20 protein-coding genes and 1 tRNA gene are annotated in these 19,761 nt (G+C 47.3%); 19 read left to right on the top strand and 2 right to left on the bottom strand.

What is annotated here, in order from left to right; all coding sequences use genetic code 11:
* The first annotated feature begins 122 nt into the window (after nucleotides 1-122).
* From proC to FC96_RS06155, 3 genes are all read left to right on the top strand, one after another.
* A complete protein-coding gene (gene proC / locus FC96_RS06145; protein ID WP_056942389.1) occupies nucleotides 123-920 on the top strand; it encodes a pyrroline-5-carboxylate reductase in 798 nt (265 codons plus the stop codon).
* Nucleotides 921-997: 77 nt separating this feature from the next.
* Nucleotides 998-2,125: an N-acetylglucosamine-6-phosphate deacetylase gene (nagA, locus tag FC96_RS06150; protein WP_056942390.1), complete on the top strand. Its 1,128-nt coding sequence runs from the start codon at nucleotides 998-1,000 to the stop codon at nucleotides 2,123-2,125.
* A gap of 34 nt (nucleotides 2,126-2,159) precedes the next feature.
* Nucleotides 2,160-2,861, top strand: coding sequence for a GntR family transcriptional regulator (locus FC96_RS06155; RefSeq protein WP_056942391.1), 702 nt, complete (start codon nucleotides 2,160-2,162; stop codon nucleotides 2,859-2,861).
* A 58-nt stretch (nucleotides 2,862-2,919) separates the two neighbouring features.
* On the opposite strand, the gene FC96_RS06160 is transcribed toward FC96_RS06155, so the two are convergent.
* Nucleotides 2,920-3,642, bottom strand: a complete 723-nt coding sequence (locus FC96_RS06160) for a WecB/TagA/CpsF family glycosyltransferase (protein ID WP_056942392.1) — start codon at nucleotides 3,640-3,642, stop codon at nucleotides 2,920-2,922.
* Between the two features lie 113 nt (nucleotides 3,643-3,755).
* Here FC96_RS06160 and FC96_RS06165 point away from each other — a divergent pair, with 113 nt between their 5' ends.
* From FC96_RS06165 to FC96_RS06240, 16 genes are all read left to right on the top strand, one after another.
* Nucleotides 3,756-5,225 carry a nicotinate phosphoribosyltransferase gene (locus tag FC96_RS06165; RefSeq protein ID WP_056942393.1) on the top strand — a complete coding sequence of 490 codons (1,470 nt, stop codon included), beginning with the start codon at nucleotides 3,756-3,758 and terminating at the stop codon, nucleotides 5,223-5,225.
* 13 nt (nucleotides 5,226-5,238) lie between these two features.
* Nucleotides 5,239-6,063, top strand: a complete 825-nt coding sequence (nadE, locus tag FC96_RS06170) for an ammonia-dependent NAD(+) synthetase (protein ID WP_056942394.1) — start codon at nucleotides 5,239-5,241, stop codon at nucleotides 6,061-6,063.
* A gap of 140 nt (nucleotides 6,064-6,203) precedes the next feature.
* Entirely contained in the window at nucleotides 6,204-8,861 is a 2,658-nt protein-coding gene (locus FC96_RS06175; RefSeq protein WP_056942395.1) for a cation-translocating P-type ATPase, read from the top strand.
* Nucleotides 8,862-8,873: 12 nt separating this feature from the next.
* Nucleotides 8,874-9,308 (top strand): hypothetical protein, encoded by a 435-nt coding sequence (locus tag FC96_RS06180; RefSeq protein ID WP_056942396.1) that lies wholly within the window; start codon nucleotides 8,874-8,876, stop codon nucleotides 9,306-9,308.
* Between the two features lie 164 nt (nucleotides 9,309-9,472).
* Nucleotides 9,473-11,638, top strand: coding sequence for a Tex family protein (locus tag FC96_RS06185; protein ID WP_056942397.1), 2,166 nt, complete (start codon nucleotides 9,473-9,475; stop codon nucleotides 11,636-11,638).
* Complete coding sequence (locus FC96_RS06190) at nucleotides 11,631-12,107, top strand: SprT family protein (RefSeq protein ID WP_054660541.1); 477 nt, start codon at nucleotides 11,631-11,633, stop codon at nucleotides 12,105-12,107. Before FC96_RS06185 ends, FC96_RS06190 begins: the two co-directional genes overlap by 8 nt.
* Entirely contained in the window at nucleotides 12,108-12,254 is a 147-nt protein-coding gene (locus FC96_RS12870) for a hypothetical protein (protein ID WP_156403173.1), read from the top strand. It abuts the gene before it with no gap.
* Between the two features lie 86 nt (nucleotides 12,255-12,340).
* The gene (locus tag FC96_RS06195; protein WP_054660543.1) at nucleotides 12,341-12,598 is read left to right on the top strand and encodes a hypothetical protein; all 258 of its coding nucleotides are present in this window, start codon (nucleotides 12,341-12,343) and stop codon (nucleotides 12,596-12,598) included.
* Nucleotides 12,591-13,469, top strand: a complete 879-nt coding sequence (thrB, locus tag FC96_RS06200) for a homoserine kinase (RefSeq protein WP_056942398.1) — start codon at nucleotides 12,591-12,593, stop codon at nucleotides 13,467-13,469. Before FC96_RS06195 ends, thrB begins: the two co-directional genes overlap by 8 nt.
* A gap of 84 nt (nucleotides 13,470-13,553) precedes the next feature.
* Nucleotides 13,554-13,638, top strand: a tRNA-Leu gene (locus FC96_RS06205).
* 122 nt (nucleotides 13,639-13,760) lie between these two features.
* Nucleotides 13,761-14,402 carry an HAD family hydrolase gene (locus FC96_RS06210; protein ID WP_054660545.1) on the top strand — a complete coding sequence of 214 codons (642 nt, stop codon included), beginning with the start codon at nucleotides 13,761-13,763 and terminating at the stop codon, nucleotides 14,400-14,402.
* 445 nt (nucleotides 14,403-14,847) lie between these two features.
* Complete coding sequence (locus FC96_RS06220; protein WP_056942400.1) at nucleotides 14,848-15,843, top strand: PTS sugar transporter subunit IIB; 996 nt, start codon at nucleotides 14,848-14,850, stop codon at nucleotides 15,841-15,843.
* A gap of 29 nt (nucleotides 15,844-15,872) precedes the next feature.
* The gene (locus FC96_RS06225) at nucleotides 15,873-16,688 is read left to right on the top strand and encodes a PTS mannose/fructose/sorbose transporter subunit IIC (protein WP_054660547.1); all 816 of its coding nucleotides are present in this window, start codon (nucleotides 15,873-15,875) and stop codon (nucleotides 16,686-16,688) included.
* Nucleotides 16,689-16,706: 18 nt separating this feature from the next.
* Nucleotides 16,707-17,624, top strand: coding sequence for a PTS system mannose/fructose/sorbose family transporter subunit IID (locus FC96_RS06230; protein WP_054660549.1), 918 nt, complete (start codon nucleotides 16,707-16,709; stop codon nucleotides 17,622-17,624).
* A 126-nt stretch (nucleotides 17,625-17,750) separates the two neighbouring features.
* Nucleotides 17,751-18,131 carry a DUF956 family protein gene (locus FC96_RS06235; protein WP_056942401.1) on the top strand — a complete coding sequence of 127 codons (381 nt, stop codon included), beginning with the start codon at nucleotides 17,751-17,753 and terminating at the stop codon, nucleotides 18,129-18,131.
* Between the two features lie 9 nt (nucleotides 18,132-18,140).
* A complete protein-coding gene (locus tag FC96_RS06240; protein ID WP_054660551.1) occupies nucleotides 18,141-18,488 on the top strand; it encodes a DUF956 family protein in 348 nt (115 codons plus the stop codon).
* Between the two features lie 39 nt (nucleotides 18,489-18,527).
* Here FC96_RS06240 and FC96_RS06245 read toward each other — a convergent pair whose 3' ends face one another.
* On the bottom strand, nucleotides 18,528-19,604 hold the full coding sequence (locus FC96_RS06245; protein WP_056942402.1) for an LCP family protein: 1,077 nt from the start codon (nucleotides 19,602-19,604) through the stop codon (nucleotides 18,528-18,530).
* Between the last annotated feature and the right edge of the window lie 157 nt (nucleotides 19,605-19,761).

Genomic DNA, 19,761 nt, shown 5'->3' on the forward strand with positions numbered 1-19,761 from the left:
TGATGCGCTGGTTCGAACCCAGCTAGCCCAACTTTGATCAGTCACGGTGTGTGACTGATTTTTTTTACGCTTTTTTGGTATAATTAGGTGAAATCAGATCCTCAAAAAAGGAGACCATGACTATGACAATTGGATTTATTGGTGTTGGGGGCATGGCGCAGGCCATCATCACTGGCCTCGTTAAGAGCGGCCAAGTTAACGCTGGTGACATTATTGTGCACAGTGCACATGCGCAGTCTTATGAGTCATTTGCCAAAAAAACTGGGACGAGACCAGCTACGACTAATCGGGAATTGGTGCAACAAAGTGACGTGGTTGTGTTGGCGGTAACGCCTAATGTCGCAAAAACTGTCTTGAAGGAGGTTCGGGATGATTTAAATGCGAAACCCCACGCCTTAGTTTCAATTGTGGCCGGCTTAGCGTTAACCGAAATGGAAGAAATTGCCGGTTATGACCTACCAATCCTGCGGACGTTGCCAAACCTAAACGTTGCAATTCTCGAAGGAATGACAGCTGTTCATGCCAACGAGAATTTGGTCGGGGATCAAAAACAACAACTCATTTCACTTTTTGAGGCCGTTGGGAGTACGACCGATCTACCCGAGACCGACTTTGCAACATTTTCAGCATTGGCGGGGTCATCTCCAGCATACGTCTATTTCTTCATTGACAGTCTAGCACGAGCAGGTGTGAAGCATGGTCTCAACAAGCAGCAGGCCACGCAGATTGCGGCCCAAGCTGTTTTGGGATCAGCCAAGATGGTCATGCAGTCAACAGAGGTGCCATTTGAATTGATTGACCACGTGTCATCACCAGGTGGTAGTACGGTTGCTGGCTTGTTGGCAATGGAGGAAAACGGGTTTATGACCGCGGTTGTTAAAGGAATTGATGCCACAATTCAACGAAATAACGAAGAATAAGCAAAAGACTAGACATTTGGTCTATACCGGTATATACTTTGAGCGTAACCTGATCTTTAATTAGGAGGAACCTTTATATGAGTACCGTTTTAAAGCACGCAACAATCTATACTGGTGAAGAAGTGATTTCGGACGGCTATTTGCGATTTGGCAGTCAGATTGAGGCGGTGGGTCCGGTCAGCGAGTATCGGGCCCAACCAGATGATGACGTTCATTTCGTCTCTGGTAAGGTTGTTGTGCCGGGCTTTATTGATGTTCATAGTCACGGTGGCTACGGCTTTGACTCGATGGATGGCGACCCTGATCAAATCAACGAAATGGTCAATGATATGGTGCACGAGGGTGTCACGACCATTTTCCCGACTACCATGACCCAGTCAACGGAAAACATTAACCACGCAATGACCGGCATTGCTGAGGCAGCCGCAAAAAATCCTGTGATTCAAGGCGTTCACTTAGAAGGGCCGTTTATTGCAGCGATTTATAAGGGCGCTCAACCCGAAAAGTACATTAAGGATCCAGATGTTGAACTATTGGACCACTGGAACAGCTTATCTGGCGGCCGAGTCCGGTTAATTACCTATGCCCCTGAGGATAAGGGCGCTGCTAAGTTTGAAGACTACTGTTTAGCACACAACATCGTGCCCTCAGTGGGGCACTCTAATGCAACCCGTGAACAGATGTTGGCCAGTCGAGCAACTCACGTGACTCATTTGTACAACGCACAGCGCGAATTTAAACACCGTGAGCCCGGCGTTACGGGCCACGCGATGCTTGAAGATAACATGTATGCGGAGCTTATCTGTGATGGATTCCATATTGTGCCTGATATGATCAAATTAGCTTATGAACAAAAGGGTCCCCACCGGATTGAATTGGTGACAGACTCCATGCGGGCAAAGGGGATGCCCGAAGGTGAAAGTGAACTTGGCGGTCAAAAAGTGATCGTTAAAGATAAGCAAGCGCGGCTTGAAAGTGGTAACTTAGCAGGCTCTGTGTTGCGGTTTGATGATGCGTTCCGAAACGTGATTGACTTTACGGGCTGTGGGATTGAAGAAGCAGTCCTGATGAGCTCTGTGAATCAGGCCGTTGAATTTGGGTTGACTCGAAAGGGCACTTTAACCGTTGGTAAAGATGCCGACTTAAACGTTTTTGACCGGGCGTTGAACCTCGAAGCAACCTATAGCTTTGGGCACCAAGCCTAGTTTCATTACCTGTAAAAAGAAAGGTCGGAGGACAATGGGATCACCCGTTTATATTCAGATTCATAACGAAATTAAGCGCAAGATTGAGGCTGGAAAGTGGGCCGTTGGTGATCGGATTCCGTCCGAGCGCGAGCTAGCGGTGCAGTTTAATGTGAGTCGGATGACGCTTAGACAAGCGATTCAAACCTTGGTTGACGAAGGTATTTTGGAGCGATTTGTCGGCTCTGGGACGTTTGTGGCTAACCAGAAGGTCCAAGAAAAAATGTCTGGTGTCACTGGTTTTAGTGACGTCATGTTAGCTCAGGGAAAGCAACCCTCAAGTAAGACTATTTCGTACCACATGATGAGCCCGTCACTTAGCGAGGCCGAAAAGTTGAAGCTAAAAGATGGGGATCAGGTGTTACGAATGGAGCGGGTCCGCTACGGCGACGATGTGCCAATTAGTTTTGAAGTTGCTACCATTCCAGCTAGCATTATTGAAGGCCTGTCAAAACCAGAAGTGACCGATTCGCTTTACCGGGCGTTGGAGACAAAAAGGAATCTCCAACCAGGACGCGCCAAGCAAAACGTGTCGGCGTCGCTGGCCTCGGAGCGGGTCGCTGAATTGCTTGATATCAAGCGCGGAGATGCCATTTTACGGCTTCGCCAGGTTTCATATTTGCAGGATGGTCAGCCGTTCGAGTATGTTCGGACCCAGTATGTGGGCGAACGTTTCGAATTTTATTTAGAAAAATAAACGCTAAACCGCCCCTGACGACTCGTGTAAGAGCTGTCAGGGGCGGTTTAAATTAGGCTTAGTGGCGGTGTTTTCGGACTTCTAAGAGGTACTTGGGAAGGACCATCATTCGTTTGAGACGGCTCGGGTTGGTGACCAGGCGGTAGAACCATTCAAGATGGTGTTTTTGAAAGAATTCTGGCGCCCGTTTGACGTGTTGACCAAGAACGTCAAAACTGCCACCAACCCCCATCCACAGGCCATTTGAAGCCTGACGGTACTGGTCGATCAACTGTTCTTGTTTTGGGAACCCCACAGCTAAAAAGACCATGTCAGGCTGCTTATCACGGATGTCAGCCGCAATTGGTGCAAAGTCATTGAAGTAACCGTCATGGATACCAAGAACAGTAAGGTTGGGAAATTGGACGGCCAGCTGATCGGCGACGTCGGCGATGACTTCAGGTTTAGCGCCCACCATGTAAACTGATTTGTGTTGGGCATTTCCCCACTGGAGTAAGTGGGTCATGGTATCGTATCCTGTGATTCGTTCCGGTAGTGGCGTGTGAAGCATCTCGGCCCCCTTAATGATGCCGATTCCATCAGGTGTCACAAAATCGGCTTGTTGCAAAAGGCTGAGGTATTCAGGATGAGTCTGAGCATACATCACAATTTCAGGGTTAGCGGTGACAACGAACGTATTTTGATGCCCTGAAATTCGCTCCTTTAGAACCGTCAAAAAATCGGCCTCGGTTGCGTTGATGAAGGGAACGTCTAAAACGTTCACGGTTTTAAATAATGGCATTTTGGGAATGCCTCCTCGTATGAAATTGACATAATTATCTTGATTAAATGACGTAGTTGTCGATTAATGATAAAATATTGGTTAACTAAATCACCATAAAAGGGGATACGGACATGGCTAGGCAATATCCAGATGACAGCACAACGCTGCATACTGATGCTTATGAATTGAGTATGATTCAAACCTACTTTGAAAAGGGTATTCAAAACAAACGCGCGATTTTTGAAGTGTTTTTTCGCGATATGCCATTTAAAAATGGATTCGCCGTTTTTGCGGGTCTTCAACACATCATACATTATATCGAAAACCTCCACTTTTCCGAAACAGATATTTCGTATTTAAAGGAAACTGAGCATTTTTCACCGGAATTTTTGAATTACTTGGAAAATTTTCAGTTTAAAGGGACTATTCGCTCCGCAGTTGAGGGGGAGTTGGTTTACAATCAAGAACCGATTTTACAGGTTGAGGGGCCATTAGCTGATTGTCAATTGGTTGAAACGGCCATTTTAAACATTGTGAATTTTCAGACGTTAATTGCGACCAAGGCTGCTCGAATTCGGTCAGTAGCCGGTACGGATGCCATCATGGAGTTCGGCACACGGCGAGCTCAAGAATTTGACGCCGCCATCTGGGGAACACGGGCCGCTTACATTGGTGGTTTTGACGCAACGTCCAATGTTCGGGCAGGTAAATTATTTGGAATTCCGATTAGTGGTACTCACGCCCACGCTCTCGTTCAAACTTATGGCAACGATTATGAGGCATTTAAAGCCTACGCAGAAACTCACCGGGATTGTGTTTTTCTGGTCGATACTTACGATACCATTAAAAGCGGGGTTCCAAGCGCGATTCGAGTGGCTAAGGAAATGGGTGACAAAATTAATTTCCAGGGTGTCCGGATTGATTCTGGTGACATGGCCTATCTCTCAAAGCGAGTCCGTGAACAACTTGATGAAGCTGGCTTTAAAGCAGCAAAAATTTATGCCTCCAATGATTTGGACGAAAAGACCATTATGTCGTTAAAAATGCAAAATGCAAAAATTGACGTTTGGGGCGTCGGCACTAAGTTGATTACCGCTTTCGACCAACCGGCATTAGGCGCGGTTTACAAAATGGTTGCCATTGCTGACGATAACGGTCAGTTAAAAGACACTATCAAACTCTCGAATAATGCGGAAAAGGTGTCGACCCCTGGCCGGAAACAAGTTTGGCGAATTACAAAAAAGGCCGATGGCAAGTCGGAGGGAGACTACGTTGCACTGTTTGATGAGGACCCTCGGGAACAGTCATCTCTGTACATGTTCCATCCAAGTTACACCTATATCAATAAGACGGTGACTGACTTCAATGCTCGGCCAATTTTACAGACGATTTATTCGGATGGACGGCTGGTGTACCAACAACCTGAATTGGCTGATATCCGACAGCTATGCATGGATAACCAAGAGAGTCTGTGGCCAGAATACAAGCGTGACCTTAACCCTCAAAAGTACCCAATTGACCTGTCGCAACGTTGCTGGGACAACAAGATGAATCTGATTAAAGAGATTCATGAGTACGTTCAAAACTTGTCGTTTGAGTAAGGAGATGGCAGATGTGAGAGCATTACAAAGGGAAATCATTGAAGCATTGAAAGTGAAGCCAGAGATTGATCCGGCGGTAGAAATTCGACGAAGCGTGGATTTTCTAAAACAGTATCTGACGACCACGGGACTGAAAGGGCTGGTTCTTGGCATTTCCGGTGGGCAGGATTCCACGCTTGCCGGGGCGTTAAGCCAACAAGCTGTGGCCGAATTACGAACGGCGACGGGCCAGGATTTTCAGTTTATTGCGGTTCGGCTTCCTTACGGCGTCCAGGCCGACGAACAAGACGCGATGGCGGCCATTGATTTTATGAAACCGGACGTGACGATGCGTGTTGACATTAAACCGGCAACGGATGCTGCCGTTGCTGCTGTGGCCGATAATGGCCTCCAAGTGACCGATTTTAACAAGGGAAATATCAAGGCACGGCAGCGAATGATTGCTCAGTATGCGATTGCCAGAGCCCGTGGTTATGCGGTGGTTGGCACCGACCACGCTGCTGAAGCCGTTACTGGTTTTTACACGAAATTTGGGGATGGTGCCGCTGACATCACCCCCCTTTGGCGGTTGGATAAGCGTCAGGGCAAGCAGTTGCTGTCAGCCCTGGGGGCGCCAAAGGCCCTGTATGAGAAAGTACCCACTGCCGATTTAGAAGATGATCGGCCGGCGCTGCCAGATGAAGTAGCTTTGGGCGTTCGTTATGACGATATTGACGCCTACCTAGAAGGTCGCGAAGTGACCAGCAAGGCGGCTGAAACGATCGAAAATTGGTACGTTAAAACGGCTCATAAGCGGCACCTACCCATCAATGTTTATGATACTTTTTGGCAAGTTTAATTTGTGGCACGTGAGGGAGTAACCAGCAGAATCCTCTGCGGCCAACCCGTCAACAAGAATCGCACGATTCCGGGGCGGCCTTAAACGGTGAGACTTATACGAAAATATCAACAAATACCGTTCAGACTATGGAGGTCAATATGGCAGACAAACCTTGGTACCAGCAAACATCGGATGAAGTATTCGTCCGACTAGAAACACAGGAATCAGGTCTTTCTGAAGCATCGGTTAAAGAACGTCGTGAAAAATATGGGGCCAATGAATTAGCAGCCAAAAAACAATCGTCATTATTTGAGAAGTTTGTGGCCCAGTTTAAAGACCTCATGATCATTGTTTTGATTATCGCAGCAGTTATTGCTGGTTTGACTGGTGAAATTGTGGACGCCGTTATCATTTTGGCCGTGGTGATTTTAAACGCTATTTTTGGTGTCTTTCAAGAATCCAAAGCGGAAGAAGCCATTAATTCATTAAAAGAGATGGCCGCTCCAATTGCCCATGTGGAGCGAAATGGGCAGGTTCAGACCGTCAAAAGTTCGGAACTCGTCCCTGGGGATATTGTGCATCTCGAAGCGGGAGATATCGTGCCGGCGGACCTGAGGTTGGCGGTTGCCAATGCGATGAAGGTGGAAGAGTCCGCGCTAACGGGTGAATCAGTTCCGGTTGATAAGCAAAGTGGCGTGCTAAAAGAAGCTAATCTTGCCTTGGGTGACCGGAGTAATATGGCCTTTATGAGTAGCAACATTACGGCAGGCCGTGGTAGCGGGGTCGTTGTTGAGACAGGCATGCACACCGAGGTTGGTAAGATTGCAAGGATGATTGACAACGCGGTTGAAACTAAGACTCCGTTGCAAGAAAACTTAGCTCAATTAGGCCGTTGGTTAACAATTTTGATCCTGGCCATTGCGGTGTTGGTCTTTGTCATCGGGCTCCTTCGAGGGCAAGAAACGGTTGTGGATATGTTATTAACTGCGATCTCGCTAGCGGTGGCGGCCATTCCAGAGGGCTTACCAGCGATTGTCACGATTACATTAGCCCTTGGCACGCAACGCATGGCTAAACAAAATGCGCTCATCCGTAAATTGCCAGCGGTGGAAACCCTAGGAAGTACAGACATCATTGCCTCGGATAAAACGGGGACGTTAACGCAAAATAAAATGACGGTTGAACAACTATACGTTAATCAGCAACTTGTTGGGGGCGCAGAGGCTGAAGTCCGGCTTTCTGATCCGTTAGCACTCGCTATGATTTTAAATAACGATAGTAAATTCACCGACGATGGGCTGGCTGGGGACCCGACTGAAACTGCCCTCATTCAATACTATTTGAACCGTGACGAGCCAGTTGCTGCCAGTATCAGCAGTAATAAGCGGGTTGCGGAGATTCCGTTTGATTCAGAACGAAAACTAATGTCGACTTTTAATGAAACCAATGATGGTGACATTGTTCAGTACGTTAAAGGGGCACCAGACCAGTTACTTAAGCGGGTAACGGCCATTTTGGATAACGGGACCGTTCGGCCGATGACGGATGAGGATCGCCAGCAACTATTGAGCGTCAATCATCAACTCGCAACCCAAGCGCTAAGGGTTTTGGCGTTTGCTAAGCGCAATGTGAGCGAGTTACCAGCATCGCTTAGTTCAGAGGTTGATGAGCAAGGACTAACGTTCATTGGCTTAATTGGGATGATTGATCCAGAACGGCCTGAAGTAGAACAGGCGGTTATCGAAGCTAAAGGGGCTGGCATTCGACCACTAATGATCACCGGTGACCACCGAGACACGGCAACGGCCATTGCAGGCCGGTTAGGCATATTAGATCCCACGGCTGATAACGATGGTCGGGTGATTACCGGCGCTGAGTTAGATGCACTTTCTGATGCAGAATTTGAACAACGGGTCGGCGACTTTTCAGTTTATGCGCGGGTGGCCCCGGAGCACAAAGTACGCATCGTTCACGCCTGGCAAAAACACGGAAAAGTTGTGGCAATGACCGGGGATGGTGTTAATGATGCGCCAGCCCTTAAAGCGGCTGATATTGGGGTCGGCATGGGAATTACGGGAACGGAAGTCTCAAAGGGCGCCAGTGACATGGTGTTGGCTGACGATAATTTTTCAACGATCGTGGTTGCGGTTGAAGAGGGACGAAAGGTTTTTGCAAACATTCAAAAGTCGCTTCAATACTTGTTATCGGCTAACATTGGCGAAGTGCTCACGTTGTTTATCATGACCTTATTAGGGTGGCAGATTCTGGCGCCGGTTCAGATCTTATGGATCAACTTAGTGACGGATACCTTCCCAGCCATTGCGCTGGGGTTAGAACCTGCAGAACCTGATATTATGGATCGAAAACCGCGGGGCAGAAGCTCGAACTTTTTCTCGGGTGGCGTATTTAGCAATGTGATGTATCAGGGACTGTTAGAAGGGCTAATGACACTGGGTGTGTACTGGTTTGCAATTACGTATCCCGTCCACCCAGCAACCGAACTGGCCCATGCAGATGCCCTGACGATGGCGTTTGCGACACTTGGGTTGATTCAACTGTTCCACGCGTTCAACTCAAAGACAATTCATCAATCCTTGTTTAAAGTTGGACTATTTAGAAATAAGGCGTTTAATTGGGCGATTCTGGTCGCCTTTATTCTACTGGGGGCCACGATTGTGATCCCTGGGTTCAACAGCATGTTTCATGTAACGGAACTTGCCATGAGCCAATGGGCCGTTGTTTTGGGAGCTGGTGTTTCAATGATTATCATTGTTGAAATTGTAAAAGCCGTTCAACGAGCAGCTGGCAAAGAATAGGAGAAATCGGATATGAAGCAAAATGATATGAACCACTATTTACCAAAATTAACAGAAGTGATTCAAAAAACAGAAGATACCGGTGGCGAGATGAACACCGACTTTGAAAAACTACGCACCGCTATTGATAACGACTCAGTGGCGGCCCTTGGTCAAGCAACTTTGACTGAGATTAAAACGACCTTTCAGCGGGGAACAGACGTGTATTTATCGAACTTGAATGAGTTGCAACAGGCACCCGTTCCCGTTCGCCTGCTCGGTCGGCATAAGCAGTTGGTGGCGGCCTACCGGAACTATCAACAAGCCTGCCAAGCCATGGTTGATGCCATTGACGCAGATGGTGTGAGCGTGAATGTTGACGTTTTTAACGAATCAGAGCGCGAACAAGAAAATATGATGACTAAGGTGACCAGTACCACGCAACGAATTATGGCGACAGTCATGTAACAGAGATAATGGGATAATTGAGGGGCCATTGATGGCGCTCAATTATCCTTTTTTTGTCACAAATTAAGTGAGCAAAACGCTTTTTTAACGTAGGTTAGTTTTTAGTGAAGTTGGATTTTCAAGCGTGTTATAATGAATGCACTAAAGTGTGGGGTGTCAATTCGATGAATGAAGAAGTTATTAAATTAGTGAAACAAGCACTGCCAAGTTATCGTGGTCACCAGATTGAAGCAACGTTAGCTTTGATTGAGGATGGTAACACAGTGCCGTTTATTGCCCGATATCGAAAGGAACGAACGGGGAATCTGGATGAGGTTCAAATTCGGGAAGTTGCGGATACCGCAAGTCAAATTGATAAATTGTTGACCCGGAGAACCGAGGTTAAAAATCAAATTGAGGCGCAGGGAAAATTAACTCAGCAACTTGCTTCTCAGCTCGATCAAGCAACCACACTGCAGGCTGTCGAGGATTTATATTTACCCTATAAGAAAAAGCGCCGGACTAAGGCGACCATTGCCAAAGAAGCCGGTTTGGAACCACTTGCTAAGTGGCTATTAGGGTTTCCTGAAACAGGACTCTCAGCCCACGTAATGGCTGCCACGAACGATCAAGTTCCAGACGAAGCCGCTGTTTTGGCCGGGGTCCATGAGATTCTGGCTGAGGCGATTGGCGAGCGGGCGGCATTTCGGTTTTGGATTCGACAGCAGACACAACGTAGTGGTCAACTGGTTAGCAAACCTAAGCGTGGTGGAAAAGAGCTCGACGAAAATGGCGTTTATGAGACGTATTATGCGTTTTCAAGCGGGTTAAATACTGTGAGTTCCTACCAGGTTCTTGCCATTAATCGGGGCGAAAAGGCGGGGATTTTAACCGTTAAAATCGACGTGGACGAAGCGCCCCTTTTGCGGTATTTACGGTTTCAATTAATCGGCGATCATTCTGGGCCGGCCGTCGCAATTATTGAAGCGGCTTATCGAGATGCCTATCAACGGTTCATTAAGCCAGCCATTGAACGTGAGTTAAGGTCCAATTTAACAGATAAGGCTCAAGCGCACGCAATTCGAGTATTTGGTGAGAATTTATACCACTTACTCATGCAGGCCCCGTTAAAGAACCAAGTGGTTATGGGCTTTGATCCCGCCTATCGGACGGGGTGTAAGTTGGCAGTCGTAGATGGAAATGGCCGGTTTTTAACCAAGCAAGTGATTTATCCCCATAAACCGGCGCCACAAGCTAAGCGCCAAGCAGCAGGTCCGGCGTTTGTGGCGTTGCTTGATCAGTATCACGTTGACACAATTGCCATTGGAAACGGAACAGCGAGTCGGGAATCAGAACAATTTGTGGCGGATACCATCAAAGAAGCCGACCATCCGGTCCAATATACGATTGTGAATGAGGCTGGGGCTTCTGTTTATTCGGCAAGCCCATTAGCTCGACAGGAATTTCCTGAATTACATGTTGAAGAACGGTCGGCTATTAGCATTGGCCGGCGCTTGCAAGATCCGTTAGCTGAACTCGTGAAAATTGACCCTAAATCAGTTGGGGTTGGCCAGTATCAACATGACGTTGCGGTTTCAGCGCTAGACGACCAGTTGGCTCGGGTCATCGAAACGGCGGTCAATCAGGTCGGTGTGGATGTTAACCGGGCTAGTCCGACCCTTTTAAGTCATATTTCGGGATTAACAGCCACGACGGCCCAAAATATTGTGACTTATCGTGAAGCGGCCGGCGGATTAACAAGTCGACCAGAATTAAAAAAAGTCCCCCGGTTGGGACCCAAAGCATACGAACAAGCGGTTGGCTTTTTACGAATCTTGGATGGTCAAAACGTGCTTGATCGGACCGATATTCATCCTGAAAGTTACCCGGTAGCTAAGCAACTATTAACGGTCCTACACCTTAAGCTAACGGATGTCGGGACCCCAGCAGTTAGCGAAGCAGTTCAGCAAGCAAATTTAGACACGATTCGAACTGAGCTTAATGTGGGTAAGGCGACCTTTGATGACATTGTGACGGGCCTGCAAAAGCCTGGTCGAGATCCTCGTGATTCAATGCCGGCTCCCATTTTGCGTCAAGATGTGTTAAACATGGCCGATTTAAAGCCGGGCATGCAGCTCCAAGGGGCTGTGCGAAACGTTGTGGACTTCGGGGTGTTTGTCGATATTGGGGTGAAGCAAGATGGATTGGTTCACGTGTCACAACTTGCTCAAAAATTTGTTAAAAACCCGGCCGATATCGTCTCAGTAGGAGATATTGTGACGGTCTGGGTCACGGAAATTGATGAAAAGCGGCAGCGCATTCAGCTCAGTATGGTGGCGCCTAATGACTGATCAGGAATTACAAGCGCTGGTTAAACACATTTCGTTGCGAGACTTTGGGAAAGCCTTTAAGCATCAGGCGATCTTTAATTCTCGGTTAAAAACGACGGGTGGCCGGTACCATTTAACGGATCATCATATCGACATTAATCCGAAAATGTTGACGAATTTCGGTACTGAGACGCTAGAAGGCATTATTAAACATGAATTGGTTCACTATCATCTACACCTAGCGGGGCTTTCTGGTAAGCATGCGACAAAAGCCTTTAAACAGCTATTGGCAGCGGTAGGCGGGTTACGTTATGCCCCCCGGTTAAAGTCGAGCGGTCAATTGGCCCATGCGTACGAATACCAGTGCCAGACTTGTGGGCAGGTGTACGTCCGCCGTCGGCATATTAACGTTGAAAAGTATGTCTGCAGTCGGTGCCGTGGCCGGTTAAGTCTGATTGGTGAGCGTACCATTAATTCAGAAGTGGGGTGAGTGATTGACTCGCATAAAATTGGACTAGTCGGATTAGGGACGGTTGGCACCGGCGCTTGCGAAATTTTGACAAGTGCCGCAAGACAACTTAAAGTGCAGACCAGTCTAACGTTTGAAGTGGTGACGCCCGTTGTTGCCGACTGCTAACAGTGTCGTCACAGACCTCATCGACATACCAGCAACTCGTGCGGCCGTTTGCGTTGAAGCCGCTTTGCGAGACGGATGGTTTAGTTATGGGGTATCATGATTGTTGGGTGCTGTTTGAAGGTGACACAGTAGTGCCGATTGAGGCCAATGTCGCGCTTACTTTTAAGGGTGTTAAAATTGCACAGGCCACAGTTCTGCGCGGATTGGTGACCGACCAACCGCTGATGAGTTTGGTTGGTCGACTGACAGACTTCGAAATGGTAGCAAAAATGATGTCGCGCGCCCAAAAAGTGGGACCGTGCGTGCGGTGTATCCAATATTGGAGGGATCTTTTAGATGAGTAAAGTTGTGATTCGAGTACCAGCAACGTCAGCAAATATGGGCCCCGGATTTGATTCTGTAGGAGTCGCATTCCAAGTTTATTTGACGGTGATTATTGAAGAAAAAACAGAGGTTTGGCGCGTTAATCACGCACTGGGCAGTGACGTTCCAACGGATGAGAATAATCTGATCGTTCAGGCGGCATTGAAGGCGGACCCTAAATTAGCGCCTCATCAGCTGACAGTCATGTCAGATATTCCGGTTGCCCGGGGGCTTGGAAGTTCATCGACGGCCATTGTGGCAGGGATAAAAATTGCAAATTACCTCGGCGAAATGGACCTGAGCCTTGATGATCAAGTCACCCTTGCTAGCCAGATGGAAGGCCATCCTGATAACGTGGCACCGGCTTTGCTAGGCGACGTCGTTGTGGCAAACTTTGATGGTGATCAAACGACCTCGGTCAAACTTCAAATGCCAGATTTAAAGGTGCTGGCGTTTATTAAAAACGAAAAATTACTGACGAAAGATAGTCGAAACGTGTTGGCCGACGAATTATCCCGGCAACAAGCAGTTGAGGGGAGTAGTGTTGCCAATGTTTTTGTGGCCGCTTTGGCTTCGGGAGACTGGCAAACGGCCTCCAAAATGATGGAAAAAGACGAATTCCACGAGAAGGCCAGAACTAAGTTGGTTCCCGAACTACCGCAAATCCGCGACGTTGCCAGCAAACTCGGTCTCCATGGCACGTACCTAAGTGGTGCCGGGCCAACAATTGCGACTTTTGGCACTGAACCGCAGTTGACCATTCTGCGCCAAAAACTGACGGATTTGGGACTGGTTGGGAGTATGCGGATTTTAGGAATTGACCGTCAAGGTGCAACAGTGAACGCTGAGTAGTGCGAAAAAATTAAAAAAGTTGAATGAAAATACAAATTTCTATTGAAAAGGAGTAGTATTTTAGATATACTATTTCTTGTTGATGCGGCCATGGCGGAACTGGCAGACGCGCAAGATTAAGGATCTTGTCGGGGTTTTCCCGGTGGAGGTTCGAGTCCTCTTGGCCGCATAAGATAAGTGACCCGTCCATTTGGTAGTTGCCAATGGACGGGTTTTTTGTTGGAATGATTGCACTTGTCAGGCGTTTTCGGTACGCTAGGAGAAGTAATTTGAAAGGGTGCAGGGAAAAGCATGAAGAACTTTATTTTTGATATTGATGGCACGTTATTGGATACCGAGGCCATGTATATGAAATCCTTACAAAAGGTTTTGACGGCACGGGGGATCGACCGTCCATACGAGGCGTTAACCCAAACTTTTGGCATTCCAAGTCGCGATGCGCTCGTCGCATTGGCGGTGCCCGAAGCCGACATTGAGACCATTATGGCAGCCTGGCGAGACATGATTCCCCATTTTCAACAAGAGGTTCGGGTGTACCCGGACGTGACAAAGATGCTAGCTGCTTTGAATGACTTGGCAGGGGTGTCGGTGGCTGTCATGACGTCTAAGCAAAAATACGAATTAAAGCGTGATATGGCGCCATTTGGGCTGCAACGCTACTTCAGTGAATTCGTAGTCGCGGAAGATGCCAAGCGTGGGAAACCAGCCCCAGACCCAATCTTGGTGGCAATGGCGCGGTTAAAAGCCGAGCCAGAAGAAACGGTATACATTGGCGATACACAGTATGATCTTCAGGCGGCTCACGCAGCCGGCATTAAGTTTGGGTTAGTTGCTTGGGGGGCTAAAAACCAACCGGGAGTGGCAGCGTCCGATTATGTTTTTGCATTTCCAGAAGAAATTGTGCCACTCGCAAGCGAGTTAAATGAGTCTTAGGCGTTGAAATCACCGGTGAGCGGTGATTTTTTGTTTTCTTTAAAATTGGTGCATATGAAAATTTTGTGTAAATCACTGATAAATAGTTTCTTTTTCGTGACCCATATGAAAAATGGTCTAATATTTTTTCAAAAAAACAAGCTGGACTTGTGGCAGGTTAAAAGGGGATGTGATATTATTAAGTTCGTAAGCGTGACCATTACTGTCATAGGAGAAAAGAAAGCGCTTAATTTATCTGTAATTTGATTGACGCTTTCTTGGCTTTTTAAAAACGTGAAAGTTACGACCTTAAGACTTTCACCTTAATGGTTAACACTGGTGATAGGAGGTGTTTTTACGCCCGTCAGCTCCGACTGACGGTTGGTTCAACTTATTGAATCGTGCGTAATTCAGCTTTACGGTATTGCTATTATTGTTGTTATTTTACGTAACGGGAGGTATGAAGATGGTCGGAATTGTCATTGCAAGTCACGGACAATTCGCGGAAGGAATCCAACAATCGGGTTCCATGATTTTTGGCGAACAGCAAGATGTTAAGGCTGTGACCCTCAAACCCAGCGAAGGCCCAGATGATTTTCGGGCACACGTGCAAGAAGCCGTGGCATCCCTGAGTGATCCAGAAGACGTTTTGTTCTTGGTCGATCTCTGGGGTGGCACACCGTTTAACCAAATTAACAATTTGCTGACGGATCATAAAGATAAGTGGGCAATTGTGACGGGGTTAAATCTGCCCATGCTAATTGAAGCATATGGCGCTCGGATGGGTGAGACAACTGCCCAAGAAATTGCCAGCCACATTCTTGAAGTGGCCAAGGATGGCGTCAAGGTGAAGCCAGAAGAATTGGCTCCTAAGGAACCAGCTTCGGCGACTAGCCCAGCTCAGGCGCAACCAGTAGCCACAAACGGCACTGTCGGCAAGCCGGGTGATATGGACTATGTTTTAACCCGGATTGATTCACGGTTGTTGCACGGTCAAGTGGCAACGGCTTGGACAAAGTCGGTTTCACCTAACCGGATTATTGTTGTTTCTGATGCGGTTGCCAAGGATGATTTGCGGAAGAACTTGATTCAACAAGCCGCACCGATTGGGGTTAAAGCCCATGTTGTACCAGTCGATCACATGATTGAATTGGCTAAGGATAAAGAACACTTTGGCGGCCAACGGGTCCTATTGCTGTTCGAAAACCCTGAAGATGTTTTAAGGGCTGTAGAAGGCGGCGTCCCATTGAAGACGATCAATGTGGGTTCAATGGCTCACTCGGTTGGGAAAGTGCAACCTAACAAGGTATTAGCTTTTGACCAAACCGACGTCGATACTTTCAAAAAACTCAAAGAAAAGGGCCTTCAATTTGATGTTCGGAAAGTACCGGGTGATGGTGGCGAAAATATGGATAACATTTTGAAAAAAGCAGAAAGCGAGTTACAGGCGCAAAAAGCATAATCCTGTTTTGAAACGGAGGAAGAATCGCCATGGAATTGAACTTTATTCAACAAATTTTAGTGGTGCTCGTTGCGTTTCTGGCTGGGATGGAAGGTATTTTGGATGAATTTCACTTCCACCAACCAGTGATTGCGTGCACGTTAATTGGATTAGTAACAGGGCATTTGGTACCCTGCATGATTTTAGGGGGATCGCTCCAAATGATCGCTCTAGGTTGGGCTAACGTTGGGGCCGCAGTTGCCCCAGATGCTGCCTTGGCTGCCGTTGCCTCAGCAATTATTCTTGTCTTAAGTGGTGATTTTGGCGCCAAGGGTCAAGCAAGCGCTATTGCGGTTGCTGTTCCGCTGGCAGTTGCTGGTTTGCTACTCACCATCTTAGCCCGGACGTTGGCAACTGGGATTGTTCACATTATGGACCGCGCAGCCGAAGAAGGTAATTTTAGAAAAATTGACATTTGGCAATGGATTGCCATTACCATGCAAGGACTGCGGATTGCTATCCCAGCCGCTTTGATCTTAGCGGTTGGAGCGGGTCCCGTTCGTAGCTTGCTGAATGCTATGCCAACTTGGCTGTCGGAAGGATTAGCCATTGGTGGTGGGATGGTCGTTGCCGTTGGGTACGCGATGGTGATCAACATGATGGCAACCGGTGAAGTTTGGCCATTCTTTGCTATCGGATTTGTGCTCGCTACCGTTCAACAGTTGACGTTGATCGCCCTTGGAACCATTGGAATTGGCCTTGCCTTGATTTACTTGAACTTGTCTGACAAGAGTGGTTCAGGTAGTTCACAAGGCGGTGTCGCTAATTCGGGTGACCCGCTTGGCGACATCATAGACAATTATTGATGAAGGGAGACGAAAACAATGGCAGATAACAAGAAAATTACGCTAACAAAACGCGACCGAGTTTCCGTATGGTGGCGGTCAACCTTCATCCAAGGTTCATGGAACTATGAACGGATGCAAAACGGTGGTTGGGCTTACAGTATGATCCCAGCTTTGAAAAAGTTGTATAAGACAAAGGAAGACCGATCAGCTGCTTTAAAACGGCACCTGGAGTTCTTTAACACCCACCCGTACTTGGCTTCACCAATTTTAGGCGTTACGTTGTCACTAGAAGAAGACCGTGCAAATGGTGCGCCAATCGATGACGTTGCCATTCAAGGGGTTAAAGTTGGGATGATGGGTCCTCTAGCTGGGGTCGGTGATCCAGTGTTCTGGTTCACTGTTAAGCCAATTCTTGGGGCCTTAGCAGCCAGTTTGGCCATCGGTGGCAACATTATGGGGCCGCTCATCTACTTTATTTTCTGGAATTTAATTCGGATGGGCTTCACTTGGTACTCACAAGAGTTTGGATACCGTGCAGGTTCCCGAATTAGTGAAGATATGTCAGGCGGTTTGCTTCAAAAGGTGACTAAAGGGGCAACCATCTTAGGTATGTTCATCTTGGGTGCGTTGATTAACCGTTGGGTTGTTGTGAAGTTTACACCGGTTGTTTCAACCATTAAGCAGGCTAAAGGGGCGTTCATTGACTGGGCAAACTTACCTCATGGGGCTGCGGGGATCAAAGAAGCTTTGGTCCAACAAGCAGCTGGCCGTTCGTTAGACGAATACAAGGTGACGACGCTTCAAGATAATTTGGACTTACTGGTACCTGGTTTAGCGGGCCTATTGCTCACGTTCTTGTGCATGTGGTTACTGAAGAAGAAGGTATCACCAATTATCATTATTTTAGGATTGTTCGTTGTCGGGGTTGTTTTACACGTCCTTCATGTCATGTAGGATTGAACCTATGATTAATGAGTGACAGTCTAGAAAACCGAATGCGCGGTTATGGCATTCGGTTTTTTGATTTCAAGGGTTAGCTTGATTATAATGAAACTAAGACTCATGATGGAGGTTAGTTCAGTGGTTCAGTCAATCAATACAAGAGCGGATTTAGTGGTGAATGCTACATCATTTTTAGGGCTAGGAAGTTATGGAAAAATCATGGTTGGCGACAAGGGGTTTGAATTTTTTGATGATCGAAACAAACGGGATTATATTCAGATTCCATGGGAAGAAATTGATTATGTACTGGCCTCCGTTATGTTTGGTGGACGGTGGATCCCCCGGTTTGCAATTCGAACTAAGTCGAGTGGAACGTTTACGTTCTCGTCCAAAAAAACGCACGAACTGCTGCGTGAGGTTCGGCGACACGTCGATCCAGACCATTTAGTTCGAGCCCTTTCATTTTTCGACGTTGTTAAACGCAGTTTTTTGCGGCTAATTGGCCGCGGTAAACGCTAGGAGGCAAAATTGGATAATGAACAAGACGAGCAGATAACGCTGAAAATGGCTGCGACGTACTTTGCAGGAGCCCCTCAGTTTGGCAAATTGACGATTAGCCCAACGGGAATCCAGTTTACGAATGATCATGCTGAGCGGCTTTCAGTGATGCTAGCTTGGGGTGAGGTTAATCAGGTTGTTGCATCGGTATCAATGAGAAAGAAAATCTCGCGGTTTACCGTTATTAGTCAAACCGGTAATCAATATCCATTTGCTGCAAAGGATGCTAAGGCGGTGTTGCGCGCCATTCGAACTTATCTGAAGCCGGAGCAACTGGTTCGAGCCCGCGGCGTCCTGGCGATTTTCAGAGGCCATTAAAAAAGATGCTAAACGGATAATCGTTTAGCATCTTTTTAGTTAGTAGCCAGTCGTTGTTTCGGTCGTTGCGTTAGCTGGTGTTGCAGAATTGGCATTACCGCTTTGCGCGGCGTTTCCAGTCAACTTTGTGGATTTTGCTAATCCAAGTGATCGACGAATATTCGTCGAAACCCGAGCAATTTCAGTTGCGGTTGGGACCTGATAGGACAGGTTATCAATCATTGCATCCTGACCTTGCAGGGTTTGGGACTTAATATGGTGAGTCGCGTCACCATACTTACCACGAATGGCAATTAAATCATCAAAGGTTAAATCGGTTTTTAGGTTTCCTTTGAGAGAAGTTAAAATTGATTGGTACCGGGGAATAGACCCAATGCCCATTGCCTTGATCAAGAGCTTTTGAATGACTTGGCGTTGACGCTTTTGACGACCATAGTCGCCTAGCGGATCCGTTTCACGCATGCGGGAGTAGTCCAACGCCTGTTTTCCGTTCAGGTGCGTTTGTCGCCCTTTGACAACGTGGGCATGCCCATAAGAGAAGGTGAGGAGGGGTTTCAGATCCACACCACCCACGGCGTTAACCATTTTTTCAAGGCCGCCCATGTTGACTAATGCGTAAAAATCAATGGGTACATCTAACAGGTTTTGAACGGTGTCGACTGCCATTGGCGCCCCACCGAGCGTATAGGCAGCGTTAATTTTTTGCGTTCCGCCTTGTAAGGTGACGTTGGTGTCACGTGGGATACTCGTCAAATAAGCGGTCTTTTTTTGCGCATTGACGGTCGCAACGATGATGGTATCAGTTCGGCCGGTGTCATGGCGGCCAAGGGCGCCAGTGTCAGTTCCTAGTAACAGAATGGACAACGGCTTACCGTCCTTGATGACTTGATTGACGTTTCGTAATTTGTTGGTGTCGCCTTTTTGATAGGTAGCCTGAAAGGCATCCCGAGCCGCAAAGTAGGCATGAATACCATATGCTGCGCCACCCGTAATTAAAATCAGCAAAACGATAAAAATCGTCCATTTTAATCCCCGGTGTTTCTTTGGTTGCTTGAAATGAGCCTGCGAACTGCGCCGACGCGTTTGATTGTCATTATTCGAATTTTTGGAAGCCATATTATTCCTCACCCTAGTTCAAATCTTTGTGTATTGTATGACAGAAATATTACAATCTTTTCAATTTTTTGCAAGCTTAAGTAGAACTTAAGACTTTTGTCACCCCTCAGTCTTTATTATTACACCATAAAAATCCCGCGACGTAAACGGCAACGGC

The sequence above is a fragment of the Secundilactobacillus kimchicus JCM 15530 genome (assembly GCF_001433995.1).
Classification (GTDB): Bacteria; Bacillota; Bacilli; order Lactobacillales; family Lactobacillaceae; genus Secundilactobacillus; species Secundilactobacillus kimchicus.

What these genes read in the sequence shown, in the direction of transcription:
- FC96_RS06160 (WP_056942392.1), bottom strand. Translation starts at nt 3,642, where the DNA reads ATGCCATTATTTAAAACCGTGAACGTTTTAGACGTTCCCTTCATCAAC.
- FC96_RS06190 (WP_054660541.1), top strand. Translation starts at nt 11,631, where the DNA reads ATGACTGATCAGGAATTACAAGCGCTGGTTAAACACATTTCGTTGCGA.
- thrB (WP_056942398.1), top strand. Translation starts at nt 12,591, where the DNA reads ATGAGTAAAGTTGTGATTCGAGTACCAGCAACGTCAGCAAATATGGGC.
- FC96_RS06175 (WP_056942395.1), top strand. Translation starts at nt 6,204, where the DNA reads ATGGCAGACAAACCTTGGTACCAGCAAACATCGGATGAAGTATTCGTC.
- FC96_RS06155 (WP_056942391.1), top strand. Translation starts at nt 2,160, where the DNA reads ATGGGATCACCCGTTTATATTCAGATTCATAACGAAATTAAGCGCAAG.
- FC96_RS06210 (WP_054660545.1), top strand. Translation starts at nt 13,761, where the DNA reads ATGAAGAACTTTATTTTTGATATTGATGGCACGTTATTGGATACCGAG.
- FC96_RS06180 (WP_056942396.1), top strand. Translation starts at nt 8,874, where the DNA reads ATGAAGCAAAATGATATGAACCACTATTTACCAAAATTAACAGAAGTG.
- FC96_RS06245 (WP_056942402.1), bottom strand. Translation starts at nt 19,604, where the DNA reads ATGGCTTCCAAAAATTCGAATAATGACAATCAAACGCGTCGGCGCAGT.
- FC96_RS06185 (WP_056942397.1), top strand. Translation starts at nt 9,473, where the DNA reads ATGAATGAAGAAGTTATTAAATTAGTGAAACAAGCACTGCCAAGTTAT.
- FC96_RS06230 (WP_054660549.1), top strand. Translation starts at nt 16,707, where the DNA reads ATGGCAGATAACAAGAAAATTACGCTAACAAAACGCGACCGAGTTTCC.
- FC96_RS06195 (WP_054660543.1), top strand. Translation starts at nt 12,341, where the DNA reads ATGGGGTATCATGATTGTTGGGTGCTGTTTGAAGGTGACACAGTAGTG.
- FC96_RS06220 (WP_056942400.1), top strand. Translation starts at nt 14,848, where the DNA reads ATGGTCGGAATTGTCATTGCAAGTCACGGACAATTCGCGGAAGGAATC.
- nagA (WP_056942390.1), top strand. Translation starts at nt 998, where the DNA reads ATGAGTACCGTTTTAAAGCACGCAACAATCTATACTGGTGAAGAAGTG.
- FC96_RS06165 (WP_056942393.1), top strand. Translation starts at nt 3,756, where the DNA reads ATGGCTAGGCAATATCCAGATGACAGCACAACGCTGCATACTGATGCT.
- FC96_RS06225 (WP_054660547.1), top strand. Translation starts at nt 15,873, where the DNA reads ATGGAATTGAACTTTATTCAACAAATTTTAGTGGTGCTCGTTGCGTTT.
- proC (WP_056942389.1), top strand. Translation starts at nt 123, where the DNA reads ATGACAATTGGATTTATTGGTGTTGGGGGCATGGCGCAGGCCATCATC.